At 69.7% G+C, this 12,865-nt stretch carries 7 protein-coding genes; 4 read left to right on the plus strand and 3 right to left on the minus strand.

Annotated features, from left to right (window positions below):
* The first annotated feature begins 51 nt into the window (after positions 1-51).
* The 3 genes from rplL (at position 52) to ACF1A5_RS00995 (ending at position 8,525) form a co-directional block, all read left to right on the plus strand.
* Positions 52-435 carry a 50S ribosomal protein L7/L12 gene (gene rplL / locus ACF1A5_RS00985; RefSeq protein ID WP_392190703.1) on the plus strand — a complete coding sequence of 128 codons (384 nt, stop codon included), beginning with the start codon at positions 52-54 and terminating at the stop codon, positions 433-435.
* A gap of 607 nt (positions 436-1,042) precedes the next feature.
* The gene (rpoB, locus tag ACF1A5_RS00990; protein WP_392190704.1) at positions 1,043-4,528 is read left to right on the plus strand and encodes a DNA-directed RNA polymerase subunit beta; all 3,486 of its coding nucleotides are present in this window, start codon (positions 1,043-1,045) and stop codon (positions 4,526-4,528) included.
* 97 nt (positions 4,529-4,625) lie between these two features.
* Positions 4,626-8,525, plus strand: a complete 3,900-nt coding sequence (locus ACF1A5_RS00995; RefSeq protein ID WP_392190705.1) for a DNA-directed RNA polymerase subunit beta' — start codon at positions 4,626-4,628, stop codon at positions 8,523-8,525.
* 130 nt (positions 8,526-8,655) lie between these two features.
* Here the strand turns inward: ACF1A5_RS00995 and ACF1A5_RS01000 are convergent, their stop codons facing one another.
* A complete protein-coding gene (locus tag ACF1A5_RS01000) occupies positions 8,656-9,657 on the minus strand; it encodes a M48 family metalloprotease (RefSeq protein WP_392190706.1) in 1,002 nt (333 codons plus the stop codon).
* 277 nt (positions 9,658-9,934) lie between these two features.
* On the opposite strand from ACF1A5_RS01000, the gene ACF1A5_RS01005 reads away from it, so the two are divergent.
* Complete coding sequence (locus tag ACF1A5_RS01005; protein ID WP_392190707.1) at positions 9,935-10,537, plus strand: hypothetical protein; 603 nt, start codon at positions 9,935-9,937, stop codon at positions 10,535-10,537.
* 179 nt (positions 10,538-10,716) lie between these two features.
* Here ACF1A5_RS01005 and ACF1A5_RS01010 read toward each other — a convergent pair whose 3' ends face one another.
* Together ACF1A5_RS01010 and ACF1A5_RS01015 are read right to left on the minus strand one after the other, a co-directional pair.
* Complete coding sequence (locus tag ACF1A5_RS01010) at positions 10,717-11,196, minus strand: Pycsar system effector family protein (protein WP_392191186.1); 480 nt, start codon at positions 11,194-11,196, stop codon at positions 10,717-10,719.
* A 164-nt stretch (positions 11,197-11,360) separates the two neighbouring features.
* Positions 11,361-12,851 (minus strand): hypothetical protein, encoded by a 1,491-nt coding sequence (locus ACF1A5_RS01015; protein WP_392190708.1) that lies wholly within the window; start codon positions 12,849-12,851, stop codon positions 11,361-11,363.
* Between the last annotated feature and the right edge of the window lie 14 nt (positions 12,852-12,865).

Here is a 12,865-nt window from a genome sequence, read left to right on the forward strand (position 1 = left end):
GCCTCACCCAGTACATCCGGCACCTGCCGATTTAGTGGAAGGACCGCCATCATGGCGAAGCTCACCCAGGACGAGCTGCTTGCCCAGTTCGAGGAGATGACCCTCATCGAGCTCTCCGAGTTCGTGAAGGCCTTCGAGGAGAAGTTCGACGTCACCGCCGCCGCCGCGGTCGCCGTTGCCGGCCCGGCCGGTCCGGCCGCTGCCGCCGAGGCCGAGGAGGAGAAGGACGAGTTCGACGTCATCCTCACCGGTGCCGGCGACAAGAAGATCCAGGTCATCAAGGTCGTGCGTGAGCTGACCTCCCTGGGTCTGAAGGAGGCCAAGGACCTCGTGGACGGCGCCCCGAAGCCCGTCCTCGAGAAGGTCGCCAAGGACGCCGCCGAGAAGGCCGCCGAGTCCCTCAAGGCCGCCGGCGCCTCCGTCGAGGTCAAGTAAGACCTCTCGGGTCCGCCGAGGACTCACGCGCGCTGAACGCGGCCCCCTGGGGCTGTAACGCGAACGCACCGAAGGGCGATCATCCATCCGGGTGGTCGCTCTTCGGCGTTTCCGAGGGTCGCGGGCGGCTGCCTTGCACGCGCCACCGTGACGGGTATGGTGATCATCGTCGTGCCTCAGCGCCCCTGGTGACAGGCTGCGAGTGACGAGGGCAGTATCCGGTTCGGGCAAGGGGGGCCTTGACGAACCGCACGCAGCGCGCAATTCTCAGGACGCGTCGTCACAAGGATCCAATCCGAGGCATGGATCGACGGCGAAGAGGGCAGTATCAACGTGCGTTGAGGGCAGACATGCCGCAGGCGGTGACGACAACGAGGGTCTCGCAAAACCCGCACTGGACATCAGTGTGCCAACTGGCTACACTGACCCTTTGCGCTGCCTGTTAGCTGTCCCCTGCCCGTCACCAGGGGCATGCCCTCGCCTGAGCATCGTCGATCGGATGAGTCCTGACCTGGCCTTTTAGTCAGATCTGGCTCAGCCTGCCGTCGCTCGCCGGCGGGGGACCGGCACGCGCGTAGTGAGTCCGAGCCCTCGGAAGGACCCCCTCTTGGCCGCCTCGCGCAACGCCTCGACCGCGAATACGAACAACGGCGCCAGCACCGCCCCGCTGCGCATCTCCTTTGCAAAGATCAAGGAGCCCCTCGAGGTTCCGAACCTTCTCGCGCTGCAAACCGAGAGCTTTGACTGGCTGCTCGGCAACGACGCGTGGAAGGCTCGCGTCGAGGCGGCTCTGGAGTCCGGTCAGGACGTCCCCACCAAGTCCGGCCTCGAGGAGATCTTCGAGGAGATCTCCCCGATCGAGGACTTCTCCGGGTCGATGTCGCTGACGTTCCGCGACCACCGCTTCGAACCGCCGAAGAACTCGATCGACGAGTGCAAGGAGCGCGACTTCACGTACGCCGCCCCGCTCTTCGTCACGGCGGAGTTCACCAACAACGAGACCGGCGAGATCAAGTCCCAGACCGTCTTCATGGGCGACTTCCCGCTCATGACGAACAAGGGCACCTTCGTCATCAACGGCACCGAGCGTGTCGTGGTGTCGCAGCTGGTCCGTTCGCCCGGTGTCTACTTCGACTCCAGCATCGACAAGACGTCCGACAAGGACATCTTCTCGGCCAAGATCATCCCGTCCCGGGGTGCCTGGCTGGAGATGGAGATCGACAAGCGCGACATGGTCGGTGTCCGCATCGACCGCAAGCGCAAGCAGTCCGTCACCGTCCTCCTGAAGGCGCTCGGCTGGACCAACGAGCAGATCCTCGAGGAGTTCGGCGAGTACGAGTCGATGCGCGCCACCCTGGAGAAGGACCACACCCAGGGCCAGGACGACGCGCTGCTCGACATCTACCGCAAGCTGCGTCCGGGCGAGCCCCCCACGCGTGAGGCCGCGCAGACGCTTCTGGAGAACCTGTACTTCAACCCCAAGCGCTACGACCTCGCCAAGGTCGGCCGCTACAAGGTCAACAAGAAGCTGGGTGCGGACGCTCCGCTCGACGCGGGCATCCTGACCGTCGAGGACGTCATCTCGACGATCAAGTACCTGGTGAAGCTGCACGCCGGTGAGGCCGAGACGACCGGTGACAGCGGCGAGACGATCGTCGTCGAGACCGACGACATCGACCACTTCGGCAACCGTCGTCTGCGCAGCGTCGGCGAGCTCATCCAGAACCAGGTCCGTACGGGTCTGGCGCGTATGGAGCGCGTGGTCCGCGAGCGCATGACGACTCAGGACGTCGAGGCGATCACGCCGCAGACCCTGATCAACATCCGGCCGGTCGTCGCCTCCATCAAGGAGTTCTTCGGCACCAGCCAGCTGTCCCAGTTCATGGACCAGAACAACCCGCTCTCCGGGCTGACGCACAAGCGTCGTCTGTCCGCGCTGGGCCCGGGTGGTCTCTCCCGTGAGCGGGCCGGCTTCGAGGTCCGTGACGTGCACCCCTCGCACTACGGCCGCATGTGCCCGATCGAGACGCCGGAAGGCCCGAACATCGGTCTGATCGGCTCGCTCGCCTCGTACGGCCGGGTCAACGCGTTCGGTTTCGTCGAGACCCCGTACCGCAAGGTCGTCGACGGCCAGGTCACCGACGAGGTGGACTACCTGACCGCCGACGAGGAGGACCGCTTCGTCATCGCGCAGGCCAACGCCACCCTGACGGACGACCTGCGCTTCGCCGAGAACCGCGTCCTCGTCCGCCGCCGTGGCGGCGAGGTCGACTACGTCGCCGGTGACGACGTGGACTACATGGACGTCTCGCCGCGCCAGATGGTGTCGGTCGCGACCGCGATGATCCCGTTCCTCGAGCACGACGACGCCAACCGTGCCCTCATGGGCGCGAACATGATGCGTCAGGCCGTGCCGCTGATTAAGTCCGAGGCGCCGCTCGTCGGCACCGGCATGGAGTACCGCTCCGCGGTCGACGCCGGCGACGTGGTCAAGGCCGAGAAGGACGGTGTGGTCCAGGAGGTCTCCGCGGACTACATCACCACCGCCAACGACGACGGCACGTACATCACGTACCGCCTGGCCAAGTTCTCCCGGTCCAACCAGGGCACCTCGGTCAACCAGAAGGTCATCGTCAACGAGGGCGACCGGATCATCACGGGCCAGGTGCTCGCCGACGGTCCCGCCACCCAGAACGGCGAGATGGCCCTCGGCAAGAACCTGCTCGTGGCGTTCATGCCGTGGGAGGGTCACAACTACGAGGACGCGATCATCCTGTCGCAGCGCCTCGTGCAGGACGACGTCCTCTCCTCGATCCACATCGAGGAGCACGAGGTCGACGCCCGTGACACCAAGCTCGGCCCCGAGGAGATCACCCGGGACATCCCGAACGTCTCCGAGGAGGTCCTCGCCGACCTCGACGAGCGCGGCATCATCCGCATCGGTGCCGAGGTCATCGCCGGCGACATCCTCGTCGGCAAGGTGACCCCGAAGGGCGAGACCGAGCTGACCCCCGAGGAGCGCCTGCTGCGCGCGATCTTCGGCGAGAAGGCCCGTGAGGTCCGTGACACCTCGCTGAAGGTGCCGCACGGCGAGACCGGCAAGGTCATCGGCGTCCGCGTCTTCGACCGCGAGGAGGGCGACGAGCTTCCCCCCGGTGTGAACCAGCTGGTGCGCGTCTACGTCGCGCAGAAGCGCAAGATCACCGACGGTGACAAGCTCGCCGGCCGCCACGGCAACAAGGGTGTCATCTCCAAGATCCTGCCGATCGAGGACATGCCGTTCCTGGAGGACGGCACCCCGGTCGACATCATCCTGAACCCGCTGGGTGTGCCGTCCCGAATGAACCCGGGACAGGTCCTGGAGATCCACCTCGGCTGGCTCGCCAGCCGCGGCTGGGACGTCTCCGGCCTCGCGGACGAGTGGGCGCAGCGCCTCCAGGCGATCGGCGCCGACCAGGTCGACCCGGGCACCAACGTCGCGACCCCCGTCTTCGACGGTGCGCGCGAGGACGAGCTCGCGGGTCTGCTGCAGCACACCATCCCGAACCGCGACGGCGAGCGCATGGTGCTCCCCACCGGCAAGGCGCGGCTGTTCGACGGCCGTAGCGGTGAGCCGTTCCCGGACCCGATCTCGGTCGGCTTCATGTACATCCTGAAGCTGCACCACCTGGTCGACGACAAGCTGCACGCCCGCTCGACCGGTCCGTACTCGATGATCACCCAGCAGCCGCTGGGTGGTAAGGCGCAGTTCGGTGGCCAGCGCTTCGGCGAGATGGAGGTGTGGGCCCTCGAGGCCTACGGCGCCGCGTACGCGCTCCAGGAGCTGCTGACCATCAAGTCCGACGACGTCACCGGCCGCGTGAAGGTCTACGAGGCCATCGTCAAGGGCGAGAACATCCCGGAGCCCGGCATCCCCGAGTCCTTCAAGGTGCTCATCAAGGAGATGCAGTCGCTCTGCCTGAACGTGGAGGTGCTGTCCAGCGACGGTATGTCCATCGAGATGCGTGACACCGACGAGGATGTCTTCCGCGCTGCGGAGGAGCTCGGCATCGACCTGTCCCGGCGCGAGCCGAGCAGCGTCGAAGAGGTCTGACGGGAGTCCGGCGGGCCCTGTACCCACCAGGGCCCGCCGACCCCCAGGCCCCCGTTTCAGACCACAGACTTACGACCCTGAGAGGGATTGACGCATAGTGCTCGACGTCAACTTCTTCGACGAGCTCCGGATCGGCCTGGCCACCGCTGACGACATCCGTCAGTGGAGCCACGGCGAGGTCAAGAAGCCCGAGACCATCAACTACCGCACCCTCAAGCCGGAAAAGGACGGGCTCTTCTGCGAGAAGATCTTCGGCCCCACCCGGGACTGGGAGTGCTACTGCGGCAAGTACAAGCGCGTCCGCTTCAAGGGCATCATCTGCGAGCGCTGTGGCGTCGAGGTCACGCGCGCCAAGGTGCGCCGTGAGCGGATGGGCCACATCGAGCTGGCCGCCCCCGTCACCCACATCTGGTACTTCAAGGGCGTCCCGTCACGTCTGGGCTACCTGCTCGACCTGGCCCCGAAGGACCTGGAGAAGGTCATCTACTTCGCGGCGTACATGATCACGTACGTCGACGAGGAGCGCCGTACGCGCGACCTGCCCTCGCTGGAGGCCCATGTCTCCGTCGAGCGCCAGCAGATCGAGCAGCGCCGTGACGCCGACCTGGAGGCCCGGGCCAAGAAGCTCGAGACCGACCTGGCCGAGCTGGAGGCCGAGGGCGCCAAGGCCGACGTGCGCCGCAAGGTGCGCGAGGGTGCCGAGCGTGAGATGAAGCAGCTGCGCGACCGTGCGCAGCGCGAGATCGACCGTCTCGACGAGGTGTGGACCCGGTTCAAGAACCTCAAGGTCCAGGACCTCGAGGGCGACGAGCTGCTCTACCGCGAGCTGCGCGACCGCTTCGGCACGTACTTCGACGGCTCGATGGGTGCCGCGGCGCTGCAGAAGCGCCTGGAGTCCTTCGACCTCGACGAGGAGGCCGAGCGCCTCCGCGAGATCATCCGCACCGGCAAGGGCCAGAAGAAGACCCGTGCGCTCAAGCGCCTGAAGGTCGTCTCCGCGTTCCTGCAGACGTCCAACAGCCCCAAGGGCATGGTGCTCGACTGCGTGCCGGTCATCCCGCCGGACCTGCGTCCGATGGTGCAGCTGGACGGTGGCCGCTTCGCGACCTCCGACCTGAACGACCTGTACCGCCGTGTGATCAACCGCAACAACCGTCTGAAGAGGCTCCTGGACCTCGGTGCCCCGGAGATCATCGTCAACAACGAGAAGCGCATGCTTCAGGAGGCTGTTGACGCCCTCTTCGACAACGGTCGTCGCGGCCGCCCGGTGACGGGCCCCGGCAACCGCCCCCTGAAGTCCCTCAGCGACATGCTGAAGGGCAAGCAGGGCCGCTTCCGTCAGAACCTGCTCGGTAAGCGTGTGGACTACTCCGCGCGTTCCGTGATCGTCGTCGGCCCGCAGCTGAAGCTGCACCAGTGCGGTCTGCCGAAGGCGATGGCGCTGGAGCTCTTCAAGCCGTTCGTGATGAAGCGCCTGGTCGACCTGAACCACGCGCAGAACATCAAGAGCGCCAAGCGGATGGTCGAGCGCGGCCGCACGGTCGTGTACGACGTCCTCGAAGAGGTCATCGCCGAGCACCCGGTTCTGCTGAACCGTGCGCCCACCCTGCACCGCCTCGGCATCCAGGCCTTCGAGCCGCAGCTGGTCGAGGGCAAGGCCATCCAGATCCACCCGCTCGTCTGCACCGCGTTCAACGCGGACTTCGACGGTGACCAGATGGCCGTGCACCTGCCGCTGTCCGCGGAGGCGCAGGCCGAGGCCCGCATCCTGATGCTGTCCTCGAACAACATCCTCAAGCCGGCCGACGGCCGCCCGGTGACGATGCCGACCCAGGACATGGTCCTCGGTCTGTTCTTCCTCACCACCGACGGCGAGCTGCGTGACACCAAGGGCGAGGGCCGTTCCTTCGGCTCCACGGCCGAGGCGATCATGGCGTTCGACGCCGGCGAGCTGGCGCTGCAGTCGGCTGTGGACATCCGCTTCCCGGTGGGCACCATCCCGCCGCGCGGCTGGACCCCGCCGGCGCAGGAGGAGGGCGAGCCGGAGTGGCAGCAGGGTGACTCGTTCCGTCTGCGGACGACCCTGGGCCGTGCGCTCTTCAACGAGCTGCTGCCCGAGGACTACCCGTTCGTCGACTACTCGGTGGGCAAGAAGCAGCTCTCCGAGATCGTCAACGACCTCGCCGAGCGCTACCCGAAGGTCATCGTGGCGGCGACGCTCGACAACCTGAAGGCGGCCGGCTTCTACTGGGCGACCCGTTCCGGTGTCACCGTCGCCATCTCCGACGTCGTCGTTCCCGAGGCGAAGAAGGAGATCGTCCGCGGCTACGAGGCGCAGGACGAGAAGGTCCAGAAGCAGTACGAGCGCGGTCTGATCACCAAGGAAGAGCGCACTCAGGAGCTCATCGCGATCTGGACCAAGGCGACCAACGAGGTCGCCGAGGCGATGAACGAGAACTTCCCCAAGACGAACCCCATCTTCATGATGGTTGACTCGGGTGCCCGAGGAAACATGATGCAGATGCGGCAGATCGCCGGTATGCGTGGTCTGGTGTCGAACGCGAAGAACGAGACCATCCCGCGTCCGATCAAGGCGTCCTTCCGTGAGGGCCTCTCCGTGCTGGAGTACTTCATCTCCACGCACGGTGCCCGTAAGGGTCTGGCGGACACCGCCCTGCGTACCGCCGACTCGGGTTACCTCACCCGTCGTCTGGTGGACGTCTCGCAGGACGTCATCATCCGCGAGGAGGACTGCGGCACCGAGCGCGGTCTGAAGCTGCGGATCGCCTCGCGCGACGCCGACGGCGTGCTGCGCAAGGCCGACGACGTCGAGACCAGCGTCTACGCCCGTATGCTCGCCGAGGACGTCGTCATCGACGGCAAGGTGATCGCGCCGGCCAACGTGGACCTGGGCGACGTGCTGATCGACCAGCTCGTGCACCACGGTGTCGAGGAGGTCAAGACCCGCTCGATCCTGACCTGCGAGTCCCACGTCGGCACCTGCGCCATGTGCTACGGCCGTTCGCTGGCCACCGGCAAGCTGGTCGACATCGGTGAGGCGGTCGGCATCATCGCCGCCCAGTCCATCGGTGAGCCCGGTACCCAGCTGACGATGCGTACCTTCCACACCGGTGGTGTGGCCGGTGACGACATCACCCAGGGTCTGCCGCGTGTCGTCGAGCTCTTCGAGGCCCGTACCCCGAAGGGTGTCGCCCCGATCTCCGAGGCCTCCGGCCGCGTGCGGATCGAGGAGACCGAGAAGACCAAGAAGATCGTCGTCACCCCGGACGACGGCAGCGACGAGACGGCGTACCCGATCTCGAAGCGTGCCCGGCTCCTGGTCAGCGAGGGCGACCACGTCGAGGTGGGCCAGAAGCTCACCGTGGGTGCCACCAACCCGCACGACGTGCTGCGCATCCTGGGCCAGCGTGCCGTCCAGGTCCACCTGGTCGGCGAGGTCCAGAAGGTCTACAACTCGCAGGGTGTGTCGATCCACGACAAGCACATCGAGATCATCATCCGGCAGATGCTCCGCCGGGTGACGATCATCGAGTCCGGTGACGCCGAGCTGCTGCCCGGCGAGCTGGTCGAGCGCTCGAAGTTCGAGACCGAGAACCGTCGTGTGGTCCAGGAGGGCGGTCACCCGGCCTCCGGTCGTCCGCAGCTCATGGGTATCACCAAGGCCTCGCTGGCGACGGAATCCTGGCTGTCGGCCGCCTCCTTCCAGGAGACGACCCGAGTCCTGACGGACGCGGCGATCAACGCCAAGTCCGACAGCCTCATCGGCCTCAAGGAGAACGTCATCATCGGTAAGCTCATCCCGGCCGGTACGGGTCTGTCCCGCTACCGCAACATCCGGGTGGAGCCGACCGAGGAGGCCAAGGCCGCCATGTACTCGGCCGTCGGCTACGACGACATCGACTACTCGCCGTTCGGCACCGGCTCCGGCCAGGCCGTTCCGCTGGAGGACTACGACTACGGTCCGTACAACCAGTAAGCGAGCAGCATGACCGAAGGGCGGTCACCCCGCGAGGGGTGGCCGCCCTTCGGCGTTGGTCGGACGGCTCGGGCACCCGGCCCGCGGGGCGGCCTCACCAGGAGCCGCCGCACAAGACGTCCGCCACCGGTCAGCGGTGCAGGCGCAGATACGGCTCCAGGGCGGTGAGCCGGGTGTGGTGGTCGGGGTGGCTGGACAGCAGGCGGGACAGGGTGCCGGGGTCCTGGAGTTTCTGCCCCTGGGCCTCGGCGGCCGCCCTCGCCGCTGCCTCCTCCGTCTGGAAGTGGTGCAGCACTTCGGCCAGATGGCGGGCGAAGCCGAGTTCGGCGGCCTGCTGGTCGGCGCGGAGTTCGCCGCGGCGGCCCATGTGGGCGAGGAGGTAGGGGGCGGCGACCAGCGGGATGGTGACGTACCACATGGTGAGGAAGCCGGCGACGACCGTGATGCCGAGGAACAGGTACAGGAAGCCGGTCGCGGCGAGGGAGAAGACGCGGGAGACGGCGAGCGCGATCCGGGCCATGCCCCGCATGAACGCCCACGCGACGCGTCCGGGCAGCGAGTACCAGTAGCCGAGCAGGCCCGCCCAGGCGTGGCCGCCGGTGTGGTGGCCGAGTTCATGGGCGAGTACGGCGGCGAGGTTGCTGCTGGGGATGCGGTTCAGGGAGTAGGTGGTGACACCGACGACGTGTCCGGCGGCGGCCACGGCGTTCAGCTCGTCGCTGTTCTCCACCATGAGTTCGTAGGTGTGCGCCTCGACGCCGGCGCGCGCGGTCACCTCGCGCCAGACCGGTTCCAGGCGGGCGCGCTCGTCCGGGGTCGGCGGGCGGAGCTTGAGGACGTGCCGGGCGAAGGCGAGTTCGGTCGGGCGGTGGAAGACGAGGGCGCCGCTGGCGAGCCAGGCCAGCAGGACGATCGTCCCGGCGACGTCGCCGAACATGCCGAGCGCGATCGAGCTGACCACGGCCAGGCTGACCAGGAACCCCGGTACCTGCACGGCCAGCCGCCCGATCGCGGTCGCATCGGCCCCGCGCTGGTGCTCGGCGACGAGGACGCGTGACCCGCGGTGCCGGTAGTCGAGGTCGTCGGGCGCGACGGAGGGCTCCGGCACGGGCGGCGCCGCGGGCGCGGCCATCCCGGCACCCGTGGCGCCCGCGACGCTTGCGGCGCCGAACGGTGCCTGGGACGGCACGCCCGGCGGCGGGGGAGTGGCGGCCTGGGGGTGGGCGGGCGCGGTTCCCGGGTAGGCGGGGCCGCCTGCCGGATGCCCGGGTCCGGTACCGGGGTACGGCTGGGCGCCGCCCGGGTACGGCTGTGCGCCGCCGGGATGGCTGGACGCGGCGCCGGCGGTGAGGGGGTGGGCGCCGGGGTGAGGGGGCGGGCCGGCGGGGGCGTTGGGGTGCGGCGGGGCTGTGGTGGAGGAGGCGGCGGGATACGGCGGCGGGGCCGTCGCGGCGGAGGTGCCGGGGTACGGCGGGGCTGCGGTGGAGGCCGCCTGGTGGGCCGGGCCCGTGGACGAGGCGGCGGTGGTGCCGGGGTACGGCGGGGCTGCGGTCGAGGCCGCCTGGTGGGCCGGGCCCGTGGACGAGGCGGCGGTGGTGCCGGGGTACGGCGGTACGTCCGTGGAGGCGTTGGGGTACGCGGGCGCGCCCGCCGAGCCGCCCGGGTACCCGGGCGGCTCGGCGGAGGCACCCGGGTACGCGGGCGCACCCGCGGAGGAGGCAGCGTCCGGGTACGGCGGTGCGCCTGCGGAAGCGCTGGAGTACGGGGGCGCGCCCACGGAGTTGCCCGGGTACGCGGGTGCGCCTGCGGAGGCACCGGGGTACGCGGGCGCCCCCAAGGAGTCACCCGGACCCGGGTACGCGGGTGCATCCATGGAGGCACTGGGGTACCCGGGTGCGCCCGTGGCTGCGTCCGGGTACGGCGGGGTTGTGGTGGGGGAGGCGGCCGGGTGGGGCGCGGCACCGCTGTGGGCGTCGGGATACGCGGGCGCCGGTGGGGGTGCGGCTGGGTAGGAAGGCCCCGGGACGGGTGCGGCCGGGTACTGCGGCGGGGTGGCACCCGGGTACGGGAGGGCCGGGCCGGTGGTGTCGTACCGGGGTGGTTCGGCGGTGGGGTGGGAGGGACCGGGCGGCGGCACGGCCGGGTCCGGGGACTGGGACATGGAACGGGGCTCCTTGGGAGTGCGGTGGCGTCAGCCGATGAGTGGGGCGGCGGGCAGCAGGAGGGCGCCCGCGCAGAAGGCGAGCAGGCCGGTGCGGATCCACCGGTGCTTGCACGCGGCGATGCGGCTGGTCTCGGTGAGCGCCGCCAGCAGTCCGGCGGCGGGGTCGCGGTCGGTGTCGGCGAGCGCCTCGGCCAGGCGGCCCTGGCGGGCCGCTCGCTGGATGTCGCCGAAGTAGCACAGCGGCCGGCCCGCCGCCCAGGTGCCCTGGTAGCGGGGGAGGACGGCGAGCAGCAGCGCGCCCAGTGACAACGCCAGCGAGCCGGTTCCGGTCCACCACACGACGGCTCCGGGGGCGGACAGCTCATCCGGCGACCAGTTGTGCCCGGACAGCAGCCCGGTGAACACCCCGGCCGTCAGCCCCAGCGCCGCCACCAGTACGGACGCCTTGGAGTCGGCCCGCGCGATCTCCCCGCGCAACTCGCCCAGCAACCGTTCGGCCGTACGCATCCCGGGCACGGCCCCGGCGTCCGGGGCGTTCGCGGACGCGGCCGGGCCCGAGGAGCGCGGGGACGCCGTGGCCGAAGGGGCGGGGACGTTCGTCGCTGTGGGAGCCGGGGCCCGGGACGGCGCGGGCGTGCTGGTCGTAGGCGTCGTGGGCGTGTTCCGGGGCGTCATGCGGAGCCCGTCTCGGGGGGGTCCGCCGGGCTGTCCTGCGAGCCGGGCGGGCGGCCGGGCGGTGCGGGTACGACGGGGACCGGGCCCGCGCTGACGGGCGGGGGAGAGGCGAACGCGGCCTGGCCGTACGCCCCGGCGTTCCCCTGCGCCGCCGGATCGTACGGAGCGGGCGGGGCGCCTCCGGGCGCATACCCCCCGGGCGGCGGGCCGGGCTGCGAGCCGGGTGCATGCGGTGGGTGCGGCGGCGCGTACGGCTGCTGCTGGGGCAGGCCGGCGTACGGCGGCGCGCCCGCTCCCGGGGGCGGCGACTGCGGTCCCGTCCCGGCGTACGGCTGCCCGCCCCCGGGCCCCTGCTGCGGTCCCGCTCCCGCGTGAGGCGGCTGGGCGCCCGCGTCCGGCCCGGGCGTGACCCCGTAGGGCGGTGCGGAGGCCCCGTAGGGCTGTGCCGGCGGGGAGCCCGGGGCCGCCTGGCCGTCGTACGGCGGTACGGGGGGCGTGCCCGGGGGCAGCGCCTCGACCGGCGGTGTCAGCGAGGACTGCTCCTGCTGCTGGATCAGGCTGTCGACGTCGCGCAGCACCGAACGCGCCGACTCGGCCTTCTGGAAGTCCTCCATCGTGTCGCCCGCGATCAGCTCCAACTGCCGGCGGATGGTGCCGAGCTGGTCCTTGTGCAGGGTGCCGATCACCATCTTCGTGTCGCCGGGATGCTGGGCGAGGTGCAGCGCCCAGGCGGAGACGCCTCCGTGCTGCAGGTGGTACTGGTAGAACGCGATCTTCTGGGCCACCAGTTGCTGCGCCTGCTGATGCCGCAGCGCCTCCAGCTCGTACTCCTGGCGGGCCTGCTTGAGCCGGAACTCGTGCTCGGGGTCGAGCATTTCGGCCTCGTACCGCAGGCTGCGCTTGCGCCTCCGGTGCGCGATCGCCTCGTCGTCCAGCCGCAGCCGCACCACGCAGGTCACCGCGAGCCCGGTGCCCGCGGCGAAGCGGCTCTCGTCCATGACCGCCTCCAGCAGCGCCTGTTCGGCGTCGGGGCTGTCCTCGATCGAGAAGCGCCGGGTGACGGGGCGCGCCAGTTGCTGCAACTCCCGGTTGAGCCGCGTCGGCACGTCCCGCTCGCCGCTCGCCACGTAGGCCACCGGGTCCGCCACCCGCCAGGTCAGGTCGGCGACGGCACCGAAGGAGAACGCGTCGTCGTCGCTGGGCAGCCGCATCTTCAGCTGCACCGGGTGGCTGCCCATGTCCACCTCGTACACCGAGGTGTAGCGCCGGGTCGCCGCCTCGGCGCGGCTCGGCCGCTGCGGTGGCATGAAGACGTCGTAGGACCCGCCGGCGGTGACGAAGACCAGGGCGTGGTCGATCGCGCCGACCTGTCTGCGGGCGACGTAGTCGAACCGGGAGATCGGACGCACGGTCAGGACCGGGTCGATCAGGGTGCTGTGCCGGTCGGCGTCCTGCTGCCACTCCGGCGGCCGACGGAAGTCCGCCATGGGTCAACTCCTCT

This window comes from Streptomyces sp. NPDC014864 (assembly GCF_043081525.1).
Taxonomy (GTDB): Bacteria; Actinomycetota; Actinomycetes; order Streptomycetales; family Streptomycetaceae; genus Streptomyces.